16 protein-coding genes are annotated in these 19,034 nt (G+C 48.6%); 5 read left to right on the top strand and 11 right to left on the bottom strand.

The window, feature by feature from the left end:
• Positions 1-295: 295 nt before the first annotated feature.
• Positions 296-2,296, top strand: a complete 2,001-nt coding sequence (gene thrS / locus BS614_RS11315; RefSeq protein ID WP_244898301.1) for a threonine--tRNA ligase — start codon at positions 296-298, stop codon at positions 2,294-2,296.
• A 47-nt stretch (positions 2,297-2,343) separates the two neighbouring features.
• Here the strand turns inward: thrS and BS614_RS11310 are convergent, their stop codons facing one another.
• A complete protein-coding gene (locus BS614_RS11310) occupies positions 2,344-3,207 on the bottom strand; it encodes an SDR family oxidoreductase (protein WP_074094034.1) in 864 nt (287 codons plus the stop codon).
• 104 nt (positions 3,208-3,311) lie between these two features.
• On the opposite strand from BS614_RS11310, the gene BS614_RS11305 reads away from it, so the two are divergent.
• Together BS614_RS11305 and BS614_RS11300 are read left to right on the top strand one after the other, a co-directional pair.
• Positions 3,312-3,854, top strand: coding sequence for a hypothetical protein (locus BS614_RS11305; protein WP_074094033.1), 543 nt, complete (start codon positions 3,312-3,314; stop codon positions 3,852-3,854).
• A gap of 29 nt (positions 3,855-3,883) precedes the next feature.
• Positions 3,884-4,642, top strand: coding sequence for an MBL fold metallo-hydrolase (locus BS614_RS11300; RefSeq protein WP_342351888.1), 759 nt, complete (start codon positions 3,884-3,886; stop codon positions 4,640-4,642).
• Between the two features lie 776 nt (positions 4,643-5,418).
• Here BS614_RS11300 and BS614_RS11295 read toward each other — a convergent pair.
• Entirely contained in the window at positions 5,419-6,630 is a 1,212-nt protein-coding gene (locus tag BS614_RS11295; protein WP_074094031.1) for a PQQ-dependent sugar dehydrogenase, read from the bottom strand.
• A 261-nt stretch (positions 6,631-6,891) separates the two neighbouring features.
• On the opposite strand from BS614_RS11295, the gene BS614_RS11290 reads away from it, so the two are divergent.
• A complete protein-coding gene (locus BS614_RS11290) occupies positions 6,892-7,980 on the top strand; it encodes a M24 family metallopeptidase (protein ID WP_074094030.1) in 1,089 nt (362 codons plus the stop codon).
• Between the two features lie 290 nt (positions 7,981-8,270).
• Here the strand turns inward: BS614_RS11290 and BS614_RS11285 are convergent, their stop codons facing one another.
• From BS614_RS11285 to BS614_RS11265, 5 genes are all read right to left on the bottom strand, one after another.
• Complete coding sequence (locus BS614_RS11285; protein ID WP_074094029.1) at positions 8,271-8,624, bottom strand: hypothetical protein; 354 nt, start codon at positions 8,622-8,624, stop codon at positions 8,271-8,273.
• 186 nt (positions 8,625-8,810) lie between these two features.
• Positions 8,811-9,647 (bottom strand): IS3 family transposase, encoded by an 837-nt coding sequence (locus tag BS614_RS11280; protein WP_425320279.1) that lies wholly within the window; start codon positions 9,645-9,647, stop codon positions 8,811-8,813.
• Positions 9,648-9,670: 23 nt separating this feature from the next.
• Positions 9,671-9,991, bottom strand: coding sequence for a transposase (locus BS614_RS32550; RefSeq protein WP_074094027.1), 321 nt, complete (start codon positions 9,989-9,991; stop codon positions 9,671-9,673).
• 148 nt (positions 9,992-10,139) lie between these two features.
• Positions 10,140-10,823: a queuosine precursor transporter gene (locus BS614_RS11270; protein ID WP_017689950.1), complete on the bottom strand. Its 684-nt coding sequence runs from the start codon at positions 10,821-10,823 to the stop codon at positions 10,140-10,142.
• Between the two features lie 372 nt (positions 10,824-11,195).
• Complete coding sequence (locus BS614_RS11265; RefSeq protein WP_074094026.1) at positions 11,196-12,593, bottom strand: L-cystine transporter; 1,398 nt, start codon at positions 12,591-12,593, stop codon at positions 11,196-11,198.
• A 352-nt stretch (positions 12,594-12,945) separates the two neighbouring features.
• On the opposite strand from BS614_RS11265, the gene BS614_RS11260 reads away from it, so the two are divergent.
• Positions 12,946-14,646, top strand: coding sequence for a methyl-accepting chemotaxis protein (locus BS614_RS11260; protein WP_074094025.1), 1,701 nt, complete (start codon positions 12,946-12,948; stop codon positions 14,644-14,646).
• A 126-nt stretch (positions 14,647-14,772) separates the two neighbouring features.
• Here the strand turns inward: BS614_RS11260 and BS614_RS11255 are convergent, their stop codons facing one another.
• From BS614_RS11255 to cobT, 4 genes are all read right to left on the bottom strand, one after another.
• Positions 14,773-16,317 (bottom strand): cobyric acid synthase, encoded by a 1,545-nt coding sequence (locus BS614_RS11255; protein ID WP_074096800.1) that lies wholly within the window; start codon positions 16,315-16,317, stop codon positions 14,773-14,775.
• A 125-nt stretch (positions 16,318-16,442) separates the two neighbouring features.
• Positions 16,443-17,333 (bottom strand): adenosylcobinamide-GDP ribazoletransferase, encoded by an 891-nt coding sequence (gene cobS / locus BS614_RS11250; RefSeq protein ID WP_074094024.1) that lies wholly within the window; start codon positions 17,331-17,333, stop codon positions 16,443-16,445.
• Positions 17,330-17,890 carry a bifunctional adenosylcobinamide kinase/adenosylcobinamide-phosphate guanylyltransferase gene (gene cobU, locus BS614_RS11245; RefSeq protein WP_074094023.1) on the bottom strand — a complete coding sequence of 187 codons (561 nt, stop codon included), beginning with the start codon at positions 17,888-17,890 and terminating at the stop codon, positions 17,330-17,332. The genes cobS and cobU overlap by 4 nt, the downstream gene beginning before the upstream one ends.
• Positions 17,887-19,008, bottom strand: coding sequence for a nicotinate-nucleotide--dimethylbenzimidazole phosphoribosyltransferase (cobT, locus tag BS614_RS11240; RefSeq protein ID WP_074094022.1), 1,122 nt, complete (start codon positions 19,006-19,008; stop codon positions 17,887-17,889). Before cobT ends, cobU begins: the two co-directional genes overlap by 4 nt.
• Positions 19,009-19,034 lie beyond the last annotated feature (26 nt).

Genomic DNA, 19,034 nt, shown 5'->3' with positions numbered 1-19,034 from the left:
ATTGGTGAAACCTTCTTCAGCGAACGGACCGGAATTACCCCTCTGCAGCCGTGACCTCGAACCTCAGCATTTCGAACTTCCCTCGGATGTTTGGCTTGCTGCCAGTAGAGTTCACCGCCTGATCCCCGATAACGGATTCCAATGAGGGTTATGATGTTTTCTGTTCCGGCGGCTGGCCGAGAACAGGGTGCACCATAACCAAAATTAGGGTGGAACCACGAGCCAAGCGCACTCGTCCCTTTTCCGGGACGGGTGTTTTTTGCGCTTTCATTTTAAGAAATGGAGAGTGGTTCACATGAGCAAACAAGAAAACAGTAACTCAGCAAGCAACAAATCAGGTAACGAAATAAACAACCAAGCAAATGATCTTCAACCATCCAGTCATTCCATTGAGGTCCATCTGCAAGGTGGCGCGATACGTTCTTACGAAGCAGGCATCACTGTAGGTGCGGTTGCCTCATCTATCAGCACAAGTCTTGGGAAACAGGCTATCGGCGGTATTGTAGATGGTCAAAATGTCGATCTCGATTGGGTGCTCCAGCAAGATTGCGAACTTGTTATCGTTACTTTAGAAAGTGCGGAAGGTCTGTATCGTTATCGTCACAGCGCAGCACATGTGCTCGCACAGGCACTCAAACGCATTTACGGTGCAGAACAAGTGAAACTGGGTATCGGCCCAGTCATTGAAGATGGATTCTATTACGATGTTGATCTGGAGCATGCCTTGTCCATCAGTGATCTGGCTGCCATCGAGCGGGAAATGAACAAAATCATTCAGGAAAATCATAAGATCAGTCGCCGGGTCGTTAACCGGGAGGAAGCCCTCCGTATCTTCGGAGAAATCCAGGACCCTTACAAGCTTGAACTCATTCGGGATTTGCCAGAGGACGCCGAGCTTTCGATCTATGATCAAGGAGAGTTCTTCGATCTGTGTCGCGGTCCCCATCTTCCATCCACTGGTCGGATCAAAGCGTTCAAGCTGTTGAATGTAGCTGGTGCGTACTGGCGGGGTAACTCGGATAATAAGATGCTGCAACGTATCTACGGCACTGCTTTCCCGAACAAAGCCCAACTGGATGAACATCTGCACATGCTCGAAGAAGCGAAAAAACGGGATCACCGTAAACTTGGCAAAGAGCTTGAACTGTTCATGTTCTCCGAAGAAGCGCCCGGCATGCCCTTCTATCTGCCTAAAGGCATGACTGTTCGCACTGAACTGGAGCAATTCTCGCGTGAACTGCAATTACAGGAAGGTTATCAGGAAGTTCGGACTCCTCTGATGATGAACAACAGGCTGTGGGAGCAATCCGGCCATTGGGAGCATTACAAGGACAACATGTATTTCTCGGAAGTGGACGATGCCACTTTTGCACTGAAACCGATGAACTGCCCTGGGCACATGCTGATCTTCAAAAATACACTCCATTCCTATCGCGAATTACCGATTCGCATGATGGAATTCGGTCAGGTTCACCGTCATGAATTCTCAGGTGCCCTGAACGGCATGATGCGTGTGCGGACATTCTGCCAGGATGATGCTCATCTCTACGTCATGCCAGAGCAGATCGAGGACGAGATCAATCAGGCGATCTCACTGATCGGACGTATGTACGATATCTTTGGATTCGAATATAAGATTGAGTTGTCCACTCGTCCAGAAGATTCCATGGGATCTGAGGAACTGTGGGATCAGGCGGAACGCGCATTGCAAAATGTTCTGGATCGTCGGGGCGTGGAGTATCGCATTAACGAAGGGGACGGTGCCTTTTATGGCCCTAAAATTGACTTTCATATCCTCGATGCGCTGAAGCGTAGCTGGCAGTGCGGAACAATCCAGCTTGATTTTCAAATGCCGGAGAAGTTCGACCTCACTTACATTGGCGAAGATAGTCTGAAACACCGTCCTGTCGTGATCCATCGTGCCATCTATGGTTCCATCGATCGATTCATCGGCATTCTGACTGAGCACTATGCAGGAGCGTTCCCACTCTGGCTCGCACCTGTGCAAGTGAAGCTGCTGCCTGTATCGGATCATTACGCAGACTATGCGCTCCAAGTACAGAGTCAGCTCCGAGCTGCGGGCATTCGGGTAGAAACAGATCTACGCAGTGAGAAGCTCGGGTACAAAATCCGTGAAGCCCAGATGGAAAAAGTGCCTTATTCGCTCGTGCTTGGTGAGAATGAGAAAAATGCCTCATCCGCCTCTGTCCGTGCATACGGTCAGGGAGATCAAGGCATCCAACGCATAGAAGCTGTTATTGAAATGATCCAACAAGCTGTGAAGGCAAAAGTATAAAAGATGTAACGACTCTATTCATGGGTCACTCATCAGCTTGTGCTGAATTACAACTTCTCGTCATCTCTTAGCCCCACCTGTTCTTCGCTCCATGTCCAGAAAAGCTCAGCTGAAGCATCATCAACGGCACGTTTCTTCAGCTGCTGCTCTTTCTGTTGATAGAAGTAACGCCCGGTGATCCCGACGACTTCAGGGCTTGTGGCCAGATAAACAGCCGTTCGCGCCCCTTCTTCAGGGGACAGAAAGAATGGAAGCTTGCCTGCAAATGCCATAATGCGTGTGCCAAATCCGGTATTGCGGTCTACGCCAATACTCGTTCCCACCGCACCAGGGTGCAGACAGTTCACTGTGACAGACGTACCCGACAGTTTGCGAGCCAGTGCACGAGTGAACAGCACGTTCGCCAATTTGGATTGGGCGTAGCTTTTGATCGGATTATAACCTTTGTGCAAATGTGGATCTTCAAAGTGGATTTTGCCGGCCTTGTAAGCACCTGACGAAACGTTCACAACCCGTCCCTGCTTTGCAGCTTTCAGAGGTTCTATCAAAAGTAAGGTCAGCAGGAAATGCCCCAGATGGTTAATGCCGATACTCTGTTCGAACCCATCTGAGGTTTCCTTCCGCTTGACCATCACCACCCCCGCATTATTAACCAGAACGTCAAGGCGATCATGACGCTCGCGGAATGCGCGGGCAAACTGGCGTATACTTTCGAGTGAACCCAGGTCACACAGCATCAATTCAATCACAGAAGAGCCAGACTGACGCACAGCTTCCTGAAGAGCCTCCTGTCCGCGCTTCTCACTGCGGCATGCCATGATTACGCGATATCCTTGTCTTGCAAGTTCAATGGTGGTTGCCAACCCCATACCTGAGTTAGCTCCTGTTACAATTGCTGTCTGTTTGGACATGAGGTACTTCCCTTCTGAACCTGAGGTTCCGAAATTAGAGGCGCAACGACGGACAATATGAGATAATGATAGGATCACATCTCGGTTTCCATGGGAGGACAAGTATGCTGACCAAAGAAGATTTTAAAAAAGTTAAAAAACAAGCCAAACTTGAAATCGCACTACTCGAACAGGAATATCAGGAAATCTTGCAGAACGTTGACTCTACGCTGTATGAAAAATACGGTATTTTGGACAAAGAAGAAACATGTGAGCTCACCCGAAAACGCAAAAACCGAAGATATGCTTCACTGGTCATCGAATTATGCGCCATTATTGAACAATTGTTACATCAACTGTACAGAGACGTATATCAGAAAAAGTTTAATTCGACCCAGCTGATGAAAACTCCTGCCTACCGTGCACGCTCCAATATGGAGATTATTCAGGCCGAACTGAGTAAAGAGTTCATTGCTCTGGAATCCGAAAAAGAACACTTCGCTGAAGCCCTTAGCCTGGTGTTTCAGACGAGAAACAAACTTGTTCATGATAACTTCTCGTTTGTCTCCATCGTTAAGGATGGCAGTAATGAAGAAGAAACGTTCGAAGCGCTGCTCCATACGGTAAAAAAATATAGAAAACACTTAAAATATAATCGCCCTGAATAACAACAATCATCGCTAAAAAAGAAAAGGAGGTGTACCGGACTACGGTCCGGATCACCATGAGCCATCCAACAACTTCGATTACTGTGCTAAATCTTCAGATTCCCACACCTTCCGGGAACAGCCCCATATTCCCCGTCATGCTTCGTGATGTAGATGGCGTTACCTTGGTGGATACGGGCATGATTGGACAATTTGCCGAACTTCAATCTGCATTGGAACAAGAGGGCGTACAGCTCTCGGACGTCAAACGTGTGATTATTACCCATCAGGACATCGATCATATCGGTAATCTGGGCGCTCTGCTTGATGCTATTCCCGATCTGGAAATCTGGGCACATGCCGATGAGATTCCATATCTAACCGGTGAGAAGCCTTTGATCAAATTCACGCCTGAACGTCGTGCTCTGCTGCCCGCGCCCGTTTTGGCACTGGCAGACCAACTGCTCTTGCAGCTGCCTGAAGTGAACATTAGTAAAACTCTGGCGGACGGAGACTTGTTACCCCTTCAAGGTGGTACACAGGTCATTCATACACCGGGACATACGCCAGGTCATATCTGTCTGTATTTCGGAGAGCAACAGTTCCTGCTCGCTGCCGATGAACTTCGTGTGGTCGATGATGAACTGGTCGGCCCTGCACCACAAGCGACACCGGACATGCCTGAAGCGCTGCGAAGCCTGAAGAAACTGACCGACCTTAAGCTCAATAAGGTTCTCTGTTATCACGGTGGAGAGTACATGAATGATCCGGCTCAGCGTATTGCCACACTTGCGGAGAGCGCAGAATAGTAAAGAACGCGGAGCTGTGAGTGTTTTTGGAACGATACGCAACCTCCTAATGCTGTTTCTCTTCGTGCGGCATTGTGGGTTGTAGCTCTTTCAAGATTAGGATGACACATACATTACAATCAAGGAGCTGTCCCATAAGTCATGAATTTGACAGAGACAGCTCCTTTAATTAATTAACCACGCACTTCTACTACTCTACTGCACTGGTGTTGACCGTATGGTAGCACCTATTGCGCACGCTATGCATATAGTATGCACGCAGTATCTTATATTGCACCACGGCAAGTGCACAGTATCTTTCCCCTGCCCGTTTGGCAAATCAATTCACCGGAAAATCCGCAACGTAAGTGTCTACTTATTGACTGAGGTCCGTCTCTAACGAATTGGGCACACTCTAAACGCTATAGTTGTTTTGTAACGAATCTCAGACACCCTATACGCAGTATTTTGAGTGTCTAGATTTTCTAACGAACTCCAGACACCTTAGTTACTCATTTCATTGGTTTTCCGCAGGTTTCTAGTGAATTTTGGCGATATAGCGCGGCTGAGGTTCTTTAAATTCTACGATCGTCACCAAACCTCTATTTAAGGTGCGTCATGTTAGTTAGAAAAATTTTATTTAGATCGATTCAGATTCAGGGCACTTCAGTCAGGGCTTTGGTTCAAGATAAGCGGCAACCGTTCGTTTTAAACTCACTCCATTCGCTACCTTACGGCGAGACCAATTCGGTGCGACGCTGTCCTGCAACACTGATTTTATCTCCCTTGACCCCGACTCAGATCTCCGGAGTTAGTACAATCAGCTTGTCATCTCCATCACGTGGCGATCCTCGTCCATCCCGATTGTTCGTAAGCACATATAACTTCCCGTCCTCTCCAGCACTCACATCGCGAATCCGGCCCCATTCATCTTCGAAGATGGGTTCCACCTTCTCCACCTGTGTGCCATCTTCCGAAAGAGTGACCTTCAGCAGCTGCTCTCCACGCAGATTTGCAGCAATCAGTGATCCAGCCCAAGGTCCTTCTTCTACAAAAGCTACACCAGACGGCGCCCATGTATCGTTCCCACTATGTGCAAGCGGAGCCTGATATGCGCCATTGTCATCGTCGTCTCCTTCTACCTCGGGCCAGCCATAATTCTCCCCGGCCACAATCCGGTTAATCTCATCATGATTACGCTGACCATGTTCGGTAGAATAGAGGTAACCGTTGTCCGGATTCCATGCCAGTCCCTGTGCGTTGCGGTGTCCCATACTGTATACAGGTGAATTCGGCCATGGGTTGTCTGCCGGGATCGATCCGTCGAGACCTATCCGCAATATTTTACCTCCAAGGCTTTCTTCGTTCTGTGACAATTCCGGTTCATAACGCTCACCTGTCGTGATATAGAGCAACTTGTCCGGGCCAATTTTGATCCGCCCACCATTATGATTGGTTCCGCCTGGAATGTTACGAAGCAACTCTTGATCTATGACCGCTTTGCCATCATTCACCTTGAGACGTAACACTCGATTGGCAATGTCGTCGCCTTCCAGATAGGAGTGATATGCATACAAGTAACCGTTATCCTCGAAGTCCGGATCAGCTGCAAGACCCAACAGACCTCCTTCACCTTCTTCATTAAACGGGGCTGAGAATTCAATCAGTGGTTCAGGGGCTAGTTTTCCATCCTCAATGACCCGAATCGCACCAGGGCGTTCCGTTACAAACATCCGACCATCAGGCACACTCACAATCTCCCATGGTGCATTCAGTCCTTCAACCAGTACGGAAGCCTGATACGGAATAACCGTCTCTCCCTGCGCTCCGCTCTCATTTCCACTTGCACCGGTATTGCCTCCGTTGGCCGTCTGTCCCTGACCTGTTCCCTGTCCCTGAGACGTCTGCTCTGTTCCTCCCGTAGAAGGTTCGCCTGGAGAACATGACGCGCTTAACAGTGCCACACTTAATAATGAAGCATACAGCGGAACGGTTACTCGATTATTCATCATTACATCTCCCTTCGTATTTCGTCTTCTGTATAAAATAAATAAGTCAAGCTTCAACGTATTGTTAATGGATTGCTCTCTATTGTAGTGGTGTTATTATTCATCTGTTAAGCGGTTTCGCCCTGTATTACCCTTCATACCAACCGCTTAAACCGAGAATTCAAGGTATTCCGAGGATATGAAATCACCGCAGTTTGGAATTCCATCATAATCTTTTATAATAGAAGGATAGTATGAATGGAAAGGTGGACAACTACACTTATGAATCAAAACCCTTTATCTCGTCTTGAAGCCGATCTGTCCGGGCAAGGATTGGACGCCATGCTGATCACAGATCCAAAACATATCTACTATTTAACTGGATTTGCGAGCAATCCGCATGAACGCTTCCTCGGTCTGGTTCTCGCACGTGGCGAAGAGCCCCTGTTGATTGTACCTGCGCTTGATGCTGAAGCTGCCGCAGCCGCTTCCTCGGTATCCAACATTGCCACGCACACGGATACGGATAATCCGTACGCTTTGTTTGATCGTTATCAGGGGCGCTTGGGCCGGGTAGGTCTTGAAAAAGAATACGTGACGGTCGCACGTTATGAACAACTGACCGCCTCTCTAGGTGCTGCCAGCTTTGAAGATGTTGGCCCCCTGCTTCGCACATTACGTGTGAAAAAAACACCGGATGAGGTAGCCCGCATTCGCCACGCCATTTATCTGATTGAAGAAACATTGCGTCAAGGCCTCTCTCATGTTCGCACAGGTGTAACCGAGATCGAACTTGTCGCTGAGATGGAGTATCAGATGAAAAAGCTGGGTGCCGATGGTCCTTCCTTTGATACCATGGTGCTCACGGGACCCAAAACAGGTCTGCCACACGGTACACCGGGTGAACGGAAACTGCAACATGGTGACCTGTTGATGTTTGACATGGGTGTCTATGCTGGAGGATATGCCTCGGATATCACACGTACATTCGCCTTTGGTGACATCTCACCTGAACTCAAAACCATCTATAACACTGTCCTCGCAGCGAACGAAGCTGCTATCCAAATCGTGAAACCAGGCATTACCTGCGCCGAAGTGGATCGTGCAGCACGCCAGGTCACGGAAGAAGCGGGATACGGCGAGCGTTTTATGCATAGAGTAGGCCATGGATTGGGTATCGACGTACATGAGTATCCTTCTCTCCATGGAGAGAATATGGACATCCTGAATGAAGGTACCGTATTCACGATTGAACCGGGCATCTATACCGCAGCAGGCGGCGTCCGTATCGAAGATGATGTAATTGTGACCGAGACGGGTATCGAAGTTCTGACCACATATCCAAAAGAACTGCAAATCCTTACCGACTAATTCAATTGGATCTATGTCAAAAATAGCCCAGATACATCAATGCTTAGCCGATATTATGCATCATGAACTAAACTGCACGAAACTGTGCTAAACTGTTCTTCAAAATAATATACTCTTTTCGCGTACGCCTCAGGCCTGTATACAGAAAAAGTAGCACGTACACACGCGAACGAAAAAATCCCGCAAATCCATAAATATCATGGGTTGCGGGATTTTAATTAATATAAAGCATATCCTAAATTACTCCGTCTGCATTCTACGTAATTTTATTCCTGCTCACTCATTTACCATTAGTCAAACTCATGCGTGATATCCTGCCAAGACTCCAGCTGTGGCAGCTGTTGCTTCCCCCAGTAATCCAGAAACCATTGAATAATCCCAGTCGTATCTGTTGTTCTGCAGCTGTAATGTCGGAAACCGCCCTCGCCTTCCTGCAAACGAATCTCCGCCACCATTTGCCCTGGTTCCTCAAGCGCAGCAGCCTGCATATACATACTTCCCTCCACCAGCTCCGAAGGTTTAAGTACTACGTATTCATGCAATTCCAGATTGGAGATCAACTCCACCAATAACGAGGCATTAATGTTATCATTCTCGTAGGTTGTGCCATTGCTTTCCAGTGTATAACGCAGTGTAGAATACATGTGCGATTCCCCTTTGTATGAAGTCATTGTTGGCTAATAATAAATGATACACGCTCATAAACGACAGGTCGTTTATATTATAACTTTTTCATAAAAATGTAAAAAGGATTTTTCTTGTTTCGGGTCTTTTCTATGAAAAAACCCTTGCTGTGGTCATACCCCTGTCAAGTAGACAGATGAAAAAAGCTATGCTGCCAGCGCGCATCGATATTCAATCGGTGCGCGCTGTTTGAGTTTGGCTTGAAAACGTCGGTAATTGTAATTGTACATATAATCTTCCACGGCTTGTCGAATCTCTACTTCTGAATTACACTGATTAAGGTACAGCTTCTCTGTCTTGAGATGCGAAAAGAAGGATTCGATGCATGCGTTATCCAGGCAGGTTGCTTTGCGAGAGTGGCTGCCCTTAATGCCGAATGCTTCTAATCGTGTGTTGTACGCCTGAGACGTATATTGGAAGCCCTGATCCGAATGGAGCACGGCTTCTGAAACGTCTCTTTTTTGTGTCCATTGTTCCACCGTATCCAATACGAGCTGAACATCGTTCCGTTTAGATAACTGCCAAGCTACAATCTCGTTGTTGAACAAGTCTTGAATCACGGACAGGTAAACGAATGAATTCCCATCCGAAATATAGGTAATATCCGTCACCATTTTTTGCTGGGGTGCTGTAGCATGAAATTGGCGCTTTAGGCGATTCGGATAGATCACAGATGGCGTATAGCTGGACTTCTTCCGCTTCTTGCGAATCACTGATTGGATCGATAGTTCCCGCATGATTCGATATACTTTCTTGTGATTCACGTTCAGGCCAGACTCCCAGAGCGCCGTTGTCATACGAGGATAACCAAACTCTCGGTTTTCAAAATGAATAGCCATCATGTGTTCTTTGATCTCACGGTCACGGTCTTGTCTTGCATCTCGCTGCGGCTGTGTTGCTCGCCATTTGTAGTAACTGGAACGGGGTATTCCTGTAATCGATAATAGGCGTGTAATGTCATGCGAGCAGCGCAATTCATCTATGATATCGTAGTTCTCCCGTTGGCTCAGCGCTTCTCCTTTACTAGATTTGGATACCGCTTTTTTAAATAATCCACCTGTGCTTGAAGATAGTCTCGTTCTTCCTCCACGCTGCCAAAGGCTTTACGGGGACGTCCCTTCAGTGGATTGGGCACACTGTTTTTTCGCTCATCGAACGCTTCCCCGTTTTTCCACTTTTTCACCCACACCTTCAGTTGTGAACAGTTTCGAATCCCCTCGCGCTCAGCAACCACCTTGTAACTTGAAGAACCTTCGACATAGGATCTAACTGCATTCAATTTGAATTCTTCCGTATATGTCTGAAATGTTTGCCCTTTTTTCGCCATAAAAATATCCCCTCCAAGTATCACTTGAACCTCCATGATAACATGAAGTTTTTTTTTAGTGTCTACTTAAAGGGGATAATACCAGCTGAGTCGGAATTACAATTGACTGCGCAGAGGGTGATTTTAAGTGATACTCTTTGAATATTGTCTAAGCTTCATCCTTAAACTTAAAGCTGCGTGCCGCATACAGAAACGGTGTTCCAACCGCAGTTAATACAAATTTGATAATATACGTCGTCAGGAAGATCTCCAGCCAAACATCCCAAGGATAGATGAACGCAAATGCGATCGTGCAGAACACCAGTGTATCCACGAATGAACTGATGATCGAACTACCGTTGGTGCGTATCCACAACTGATTGCGCCCTGGGGCCACCTTGCGCAGCCAGGAGTACAATCGTACATCCAGGAACTGACTGATAAAGTAAGCCGTCAGACTTCCGAGTGCCAGACGTGGCAGCAGACCGAACAACTTCGCCATGGATTCCTGTGCAAAGTCCGTCGGTGCCGGGTCAAAGAACAACACCATCTGCATCAGAACCGTCGTCATGATCAACGTGAAAAACCCGAACCATACGGCTTTGCGTGCCTCACCTGGTCCATACTTCTCATTAAGAAGGTCACTGGTCAGGTACATGCTGACATACATCGTGTTACCAAGCGTCAGCACGATTCCCATGATATCTATCGTTTTGGTCACCTGAATGTTGGCTATAACCGTAGCCACACCAATCCAGGCATAGAGACCTTTTTTACCGAACAAGCGGTAACACAACAGGAAAAATCCATAAGTTACGAGAACAAAAACTGCTCCCCACCCTAAGTTAAACATAAATACATACACTGCCTTCCTAGTTTTGATTACGCGGGATGGTTACGAACCGCGGTTTGGCTCAGGGCCAAAACATGAATACTCTATCACATTTCTCGTCCCATGAACAGAACTAAATAACTCCAAGTCTGCCTGAGTGACTACGATCCCTCCTATATTCCTCCCGTGCCCTCTCGACCATACGACTGTTTTTTTACTTCTTTGTCTTGCACCGTGTATAGAAAAAGAAGACTGCTTCACCACTGTGCACAGCATAGTTTGATTGCCGCAAAAAAACCGCCCTCCGGATTCCTCCGAAGGACGGCTTTTCTCACTTGATTTGTAGACGGCTCTAGCTATCTTAATGTGAGCTTCTATCTAATCCATTCTGTATTAAGCCTGAGCCGCAGAATCCAGCTCACGGCTCTGATCGTTAAACGTGTCCCGATCGTTTTCCTTCAAAATTCTGCTCGTCACGAGTCCTGATGTCATCGACCCGTTCACGTTAAGCGCTGTACGACCCATGTCGATCAGCGGCTCCACGGAAATGAGTAGTCCAACCAGAGCCACAGGCAGATTCATGGTGGACAATACGATCAGGGAAGCGAAGGTTGCCCCGCCGCCAACGCCAGCGACACCAAACGAACTGATCATGACTACGAGGATCAAAGTCACAATGAAGTCCCAGCTCAGCGGGTCGATGCCGACCGTCGGAGCAATCATCACCGCCAGCATGGCCGGATAGATACCGGCGCAGCCGTTTTGCCCAATCGTAGCCCCAAAGCTTGCAGACAGGTTCGCAATGCCGTCCGATACGCCGAGTTTCTTCGTCTGTGTCTCCACATTCAGCGGGATCGCCGCTGCACTTGAACGGGACGTAAAGGCAAATACCAGTGTTGGCAGCACCTTCTTCAAATACGTAACCGGGTTGAAGCCGGACAGAGAGATAATGATCAGGTGAATAATAAACATCACGATGAGGGCCACGTAGGACGCAATGACGAATTTGATGAGCTTTAATATCTCTTCCGCATTGGTTGTCGCCGTTACCTTTGTAATCAGTGCTAGAATCCCGTAAGGCGTAAGCCTCAGCACCAGTGTAACAATTCGCATAACCACCGCATATACCGCATTAACCATACCGCGGAACGTCTCCGCCTGCTGAGGTTTTTTGCGATCCAGTCCAAGTACGGCTACACCGATGAACGCGGAGAAGATAACCACCGCCAGTGTGGATGTACGACGTTCTCCTGTCATATCTGCAAATGGATTCGAAGGAATGAATTCCAGCACTTGTTGCGGGATTGTCTGATCCTTCACATCAACAAGCCGTTCCTCCACCTTCTGGATCTGCGCATTCTCCCGGTCTCCTCCTTGAATCTCAATGGAAGTCAGGTTAAAGCCAAGGCTCGTTACAATGCTGACACCTGCGGCAATCGCTGTGGTGATCAACAGAATGGCAATAATGGAAACACTCATCTTGCCGAGATTTTGTTTGCCCTTCAGATTCATAATGGCCGAAATGATCGACACCATGATCAATGGGATCACGACCATTTGCAACAAACGAACATATCCTGAACCGACCAGATTGAACCAATCGACTGATTTCGTAACTACATCAGAACCTGATGTGTACACCAATTGGAGAATAACCCCGTAAACAACCCCCAGTCCCAGACCCGCAAATACGCGTTTCGTAAAGGAGATATGTTTTTTCTGCATCCAGTAGAGGATGCCAAGTAAGGCAAGCATAACCACTACATTCAATATGACTAGAAAAGTATCCATTTCTTTAAATCCTCCTCAGGCATGTGTGTAACCGGAAAATATCCGGTTTTCTCTTCTATCTTTTGTACTTCCGACAAAGACATTTTACAATATAACATATAACAAACTATTCTGGTAGGTATTAATTGATATTATGTAATATGCATGTAACAGATTCATCTATTTCTGAAAAAAATACACCAAATCGTGAAAATTGTTCTATTCAACCTCCGGTTAATTTTGTAATATAGGTATATCCGCTTATTCCCAAGTTTTCTCAACGTATAACTTAGGTCTTTCTTCATTGGTAGATAGGTCTTATGATTACGGAAAAGCGATAATGTTAATGAACATGACGTGAAAGGATGATCATATGTTTCGTAATCGCACCGTTGCCGGTAAAATCAGAGGCACTTTGTTCCTCGTTCTGCTGGTTGCTTCCCTGTTGTTCAGTATTAGTTTTTACGCCGTTTCGATGAATATTATTCAAAGCTACGTGCTGCCGCAGTTTGACAAAGTCCTAAACACGTCCATTCAGGATATATACAAGAATACTTCAGCATCCAAAATCCTACAGGTACAGAGTGGCGGAGCCGGTTCTGAAGGTGCTGCCATGACCGTGGAATCGTACCTGGCAGATAAAGCAAAAGAACATAATTTGGATGCGGCTTACGTTGTTGCTATTCAAGATGGCTCAGCAAAAGTGGTTGTTGCCAACTCTTCCTCAGGCATGAAAGCGCAGGATGAGATCAGTGTAGAGCCCGCAATGAATACAGCTATTGAGAACAAAGAAATGGTAATCAGTGAGGTCTACTCCGATTCCTTTGGTGTACATAAAGCAGCCTTTATCCCCATTGCAGGAAGTAACATGATTATGGCTGTGAGCATGGATGCCCAGTTCATTCAAGACAAGATAACCCAGATTTTCTGGTTGTGTCTTGGGATTACAGCATTAGTGTTTGTGCTCGGGTGGCTTATCTCCACTAGTATGATCAAAAGAGTGACCAAACCGATCATCAAGCTTGTCCAACATAGTAAACAAATTTCCCAAGGCGATCTGACCGCTGAGCTAGAGATCAAAGGTAAAGATGAAATTGCCCAGCTTGCCGCAAGCTTCCAGACGATGACGCATAACCTGAAAGAAATGATTAGCCGTGCCTTGTCTACATCCAATGAAGTTGTGTCAGGTTCCAATGACCTGCTTCAACGAGTTGAATCGATGTCTGGTATGGTTCGAAACTCCAGCCGCTCCGCAGAAGATGCAGAAAAAGGTAGTATCAGCATTGCGTCAAGCGCATCCGAGAACGCGAGAGCTATGGAAGAAATTACGCAAGGTATCATGCATATTGCTTCTTCTTCCGCTGAAGTATCTGACCAGATTGGTGAAGCAGCCAACGAGGCAGTAAACGGTAACCGACTGGCTCAGAATGCCATTGAGCAGATGGAGCGTGTAGGCCAGACAGCAAGCGAATCGTTGCGTTATGTCGAAACTATGAATGAACGTTCGGTAGCCATCGGCACCATTGTTGCTTCCATTTTTGAAATCACCAAACAGATTAACATGCTGTCACTCAACGCCTCCATTGAAGCAGCACGTGCCGGAGAACATGGCCGCGGATTCGCTGTTGTTGCTGGAGAAGTTCGCAAACTTGCCGAGCAATCCAAGACAGCCACGGAAGAAATATCGGATTATCTGGGTACCATTCGTGAAGATGCTGAACGCTCGGTTGATGCCATGAACCGTGTAACCCAGGAGATTGGTTCAGGTACAACTGTTGTTCAACAAGCAGGCTCAGCCTTCCAGCAGCTGAATGAATTGATCCAGAACGTGAATCTGACCATTCAGACCGTCTCTGCTTCTACACAACAAGTATCCGCTGGTGCTGAAGAAGTGAGTGCATCCGTTGAAGAAACGGCACAGATTACGACCAAATCACGTGAGAGCATGTTACAGATTGCTTCAACAGCTGATCTGCAGCTCAGCGAGATGGATTCACATTCGAATACAGTTCGTCATCTGCATGAACAAGCTGTAGAGCTGCAATCCGCCATGAAAAATTTCAAAATAAACTAACAGGTTAACCATTAACCTATCATCACCTGTTTTAAACCTCATTTAATCATAGGATATACAATACCCCCATGCCGCTAACATTCCGTTTCTAGAGAACGGTTTGCCGGACATGGGGGTATTGTTGTTTCACTCAGGTGCCTGAACACCCATAATCTCGTACACACGCTTCATATCCAATGCCGAACGCAACGATTCAGCTACCCGATCGAACTCCATCTCCTTACGCTCATGCGTACTATATGTCTCCTGAAGTGGAGCCAGTCCCTTTCCTGCACGCAAGGCATTCAGCCACGAACGTCGGAATTGATCACTTTCAAACAAACCATGCAGGTAGGTTCCCCACACGCTGCCATCTACTGAGCCCCAGCCTTCTTGGAAAGGTTGACCACCTGGATGTGAGATTTCAAACAACGCGGTTACACGTTCAGGCTCGTGGCACTCCGTAACGCCCATATGGATCTCATATCCGTTAATGGGTAATGAAGCATCTGCTACATCTTGCTCACCATACAGACGAAGCGGGTGATCAGGCTGCACCCGTCCGGAAGCTCTGACGGTCTGCTTTTCCTGAAGAAATGTTGTCGATAGCGGGAGCCAGCCAAGTCCTTTTGCTTCCTGGATCTGATTCGCCTCCACAGCAAACGGGTCCTTCAGATGACGTCCCAGCATCTGGTATCCGCCACATATTCCTACGAGTTGAACATGCTCACGCTCGGTCTGGCTCGCAATCGCCTGTTCTAGTCCAGACTCACGCAGATATGCCAGGTCACCTATGGTATCCTTCGTACCCGGTAGAAGAATGGCATCCGGACTGCCCAATTCCTCTGGCGAGGTCACGTAACGCACATTCACATCCGGTTCACGGGAAAGTGCGTCAAAGTCTGTAAAGTTGGAAATTCGCGGATATCGGATCACCGCCAGATCCAGCTCTGTTTTGCCGGATTTACCATGACGCATGGAGTCCAGCACCACCGAATCCTCTGCTTCAATCTGAATATCTCTTATGTAAGGCAAAACACCTAATACTGGAATGCCTGTCCGTTCTTCGAGCCAGTCGAGTCCTGGTTGCAACAGGGACAGATCACCGCGGAACTTGTTGATAATGAACCCTTTGACTCGCGCCACCTCATGGGGTTCCAGCAGCTCCAGCGTACCCACAATGGAAGCAAACACTCCGCCCCGATCAATATCGGAGATCAGAATCACCGGAGCATCGGCCCAGCCTGCCAGATTCATGTTGACGATATCCCGGTCCTTCAGATTGATCTCGGCCGGACTGCCCGCTCCTTCCATCAGCACCACATCATAGGTGTCCCGCAACCGATTCAGCGCATCCATCACCGTCTGCTTTGCTTCAGGCAGGAAATGCTGACGGTAGTCCGATGCACTCATCTGGGCAAAAGGTACACCATGTACCACGATCTGCGAATGCATGTCCCGTACGGGCTTAATCAGGATTGGGTTCATATCGGTTGTCGCCTCAATACCGCAGGCTTCGGCCTGCGCTCCCTGAGCCCTACCAATCTCCTTGCCATCTTCCGTCACATAGGAATTCAGTGCCATATTCTGTGACTTGAACGGAGCAGGCTTGAAGCCATCCTGCTTAAAAATCCGGCACAATGCCGTTGTGATGACACTTTTGCCCACATCGGAAGCCGTTCCTTGCAGCATCAGTACCGCCGCTGGTTGTGATAGCCTATCTTCCACGCTCTCTCCCCCTGTCTCCGTGTATATCCAGATCACCTTGCTCCCAACCTCATGCGTAACGTTTTCCAAACTGCTCCATACTTCAAAAGTTACAGCCAGAACAGTCCTTGAAGCACACTCAGCACAGTCAACAAAGCCGCCTCCAGCAGCTCATTCATGGCACCATACGTATCCCCGGTTAAACCGCCGAGCCGTTCACTGATCCGGGCAGCCACGAATCGGCCGATATAATAACACGCCACAGGCAGTATAATAATTGCCGCCACCGGGTATAGCCACCATGGCAGTGTTCCCAGACCACTCACCATCGCATCCGCAATCCCCATATCCGGCTTGAAAAGCCACACCGAGGCAAACGTAAGTGCCCCTGCGACCAAGGTCAGGCCCACAGCTGAACTTCGTGCACGCTGGACCTCCTTCCGCTCCCCGAGACCTTTAAACAATACAGCAAGTCCATCATCTTCGCGCGCATTCGGCCAGGCCGACATCGCATACACCATGAACCAGCGGCTCCAGATCATGGGCAGGATCAGCAACGCACCGTACACCCAGTGGCCCCGGGCAATAAAATCAGCGATCAGCGCAGCCTTCATCATCAGAAGCAACACGCAGGCGATCACGCCCATTGCCCCTACACGGCTGTCCTTCATAATCTCCAGCATCCGTTCACGGGTACGATAACTGAGCAAGCCATCCGCCGTATCCATCCATCCGTCAAGATGGAGCCCTCCGGTAAGCCATACCCATAACGTCAAGGTCAGGACGGCAGCCGGAAAGGCCGGAAGCACTGCACCGCTTAAGGCTCCCGCGAGCCAGACACACAGACCGATTGCAGCACCGACCAGCGGATAAAAGACAACACTTTCCCGCAGCAACGGCGGGACAAAATCGATTTGCATTTTGACAGGGAAACGGGACAAAAATTGAAAAGCGGCTGCCGCCGCATGTTTACGCTGAGGAGCAGGCGTGCCATCCTTCATAAGCGGTACTCCTTGCTTTTTAGTTCAATCGCAATGCCTACGGTTACCAGAAACACTTCACCGCATATCGCCGCAATGCGCTGATTCAGTATACCGGCCAAATCCCGATATTTCCTGCCAAGGGCATATTCCGGTACGATCCCATCTCCCACTTCATTTGTAACCAGAACAAGCAAACCGGGATAGGTTCGAATCGCTTCAACCAACGCGTCCAAATGTCCCTGTAACACCTGTTTCTCGTCATGCTCATGTGCTAACAAAACATTTGTCAGCCACAGCGTCAGGCAATCCACCAGAATGGTGGGTGCAGAAGTCCCTGTATGCCCTTCACCCATGCGGCTTATCAAAGCAGGCAGATGTATCGGCTCTTCCATCGTGTGCCACAGATACCCTAATGCCTCGCGCTGATGCTGATGCATCGCGATACGCTCACGCATTTCATCATCGTACGCCTGAGCTGTCGCCACATACCACGCCTCCGAGGAACGCTGCATGCAGAGACGCTCGGCAAAGGAGCTTTTGCCACTGCGTGCGCCGCCTGTCACCAGTACACTCATCGTGAACTCTCTCCTTGCAGGGATGAATCAACCGACGCAGCGGAATCTGGAGCAGGGCTTGTTCCATCCGAGACACCCGCGCTTGCAAAGGTTGCCATCTCATTTAGAATGAGACAGGCTGCGTCAATCAGATGAAGACTGAGCACGCCGCCTGTGCCTTCACCCAGACGCATGTCCAGATCCAGCATCGCTTTCAGGTCCAGTTCACGCAGCAGCGCTCCATGTCCATTTTCGTGGGACGTATGAGAAGCGATCATATAGGCTGTGCTCAGAGGTGCAAGTTGTCTCGCCACCAGCGCTGCCGCGGTAGAGATGAACCCGTCTACAACGACAGGGCAACGATGAGCAGCTGCTGCGAGAATAACCCCTGTGAGTCCGGCAATCTCCAGTCCACCCACCTTGCACAGAACATCCAGTGCATCTTCCGGGTTTGGTGCGTTTACGCTAAGCGCCCGGCTGACTACAGCAGCCTTGCGCTGCAAGCCTGCATCATCAATGCCGGTTCCTCGCCCCACGGCGGCAGCTGGTGCAACTCCGGTTAACGCGCTCATTACCGCAGCACTTGCAGTAGTGTTGCCAATTCCCATCTCCCCGGTGACAAACAGCTGTGTTCCCTTCGCCACCTCTGCCGCTACAACTTCGGCTCCTGCAAGGATAGCCCGAACTGCCTCATCCCGGGTCATCGCTGCCCCTCGGGCCATGTTGGCCGTGCCTTTGCGAATTTTGCGGGAAAGCAGGTCCGGATGTTCAAGATCGGCATTCACACCGATATCCACACAGATCACACCAGCTCCGGCGTGACGGGCAAGCACATTCACTGCCGCACCTCCAGCGAGGAAATTCAGGACCATCTGCGGGGTCACTTCGGCAGGAAAAGCACTGATGCCCTCTTCCACTACACCGTGATCCGCGGCCATGACAATGACCGCCCTGTGATCAAAACGCGGACGTGCATTGCCAGTCATGCCTGCTAGGCGGATCACCAGCTCTTCCAATTTGCCCAGACTCCCCGGCGGCTTCGTCAACGAATCCACGTGCGCAGAGGTTTCTGCCGCCACTTCCTGATCAGGAGCAGTAATCTTACTTGTTAAATGCTCCAACACCTGTTCATTATTCATACAACCAGCACTTCCTTCATCAAAAT

It is taken from the genome of Paenibacillus xylanexedens (assembly GCF_001908275.1).
In the GTDB taxonomy this organism is placed as follows: Bacteria; Bacillota; Bacilli; order Paenibacillales; family Paenibacillaceae; genus Paenibacillus; species Paenibacillus xylanexedens_A.
This window is presented reverse-complemented; position numbering and strand designations above follow the sequence as displayed.

Bases quoted from the DNA above. Each gene is read 5' to 3' on its own strand.
- thrS (WP_244898301.1), top strand. From the start codon at position 296: ATGAGCAAACAAGAAAACAGTAACTCAGCAAGCAACAAATCAGGTAAC.
- BS614_RS11310 (WP_074094034.1), bottom strand. From the start codon at position 3,207: ATGTCCAAACAGACAGCAATTGTAACAGGAGCTAACTCAGGTATGGGG.
- BS614_RS11305 (WP_074094033.1), top strand. From the start codon at position 3,312: ATGCTGACCAAAGAAGATTTTAAAAAAGTTAAAAAACAAGCCAAACTT.
- BS614_RS11295 (WP_074094031.1), bottom strand. From the start codon at position 6,630: ATGAATAATCGAGTAACCGTTCCGCTGTATGCTTCATTATTAAGTGTG.
- BS614_RS11290 (WP_074094030.1), top strand. From the start codon at position 6,892: ATGAATCAAAACCCTTTATCTCGTCTTGAAGCCGATCTGTCCGGGCAA.
- BS614_RS11285 (WP_074094029.1), bottom strand. From the start codon at position 8,624: ATGTATTCTACACTGCGTTATACACTGGAAAGCAATGGCACAACCTAC.
- BS614_RS32550 (WP_074094027.1), bottom strand. From the start codon at position 9,991: ATGGCGAAAAAAGGGCAAACATTTCAGACATATACGGAAGAATTCAAA.
- BS614_RS11270 (WP_017689950.1), bottom strand. From the start codon at position 10,823: ATGTTTAACTTAGGGTGGGGAGCAGTTTTTGTTCTCGTAACTTATGGA.
- BS614_RS11265 (WP_074094026.1), bottom strand. From the start codon at position 12,593: ATGGATACTTTTCTAGTCATATTGAATGTAGTGGTTATGCTTGCCTTA.
- BS614_RS11260 (WP_074094025.1), top strand. From the start codon at position 12,946: ATGTTTCGTAATCGCACCGTTGCCGGTAAAATCAGAGGCACTTTGTTC.
- BS614_RS11255 (WP_074096800.1), bottom strand. From the start codon at position 16,317: ATGCTGCAAGGAACGGCTTCCGATGTGGGCAAAAGTGTCATCACAACG.
- cobS (WP_074094024.1), bottom strand. From the start codon at position 17,333: ATGAAGGATGGCACGCCTGCTCCTCAGCGTAAACATGCGGCGGCAGCC.
- cobU (WP_074094023.1), bottom strand. From the start codon at position 17,890: ATGAGTGTACTGGTGACAGGCGGCGCACGCAGTGGCAAAAGCTCCTTT.
- cobT (WP_074094022.1), bottom strand. From the start codon at position 19,008: ATGAATAATGAACAGGTGTTGGAGCATTTAACAAGTAAGATTACTGCT.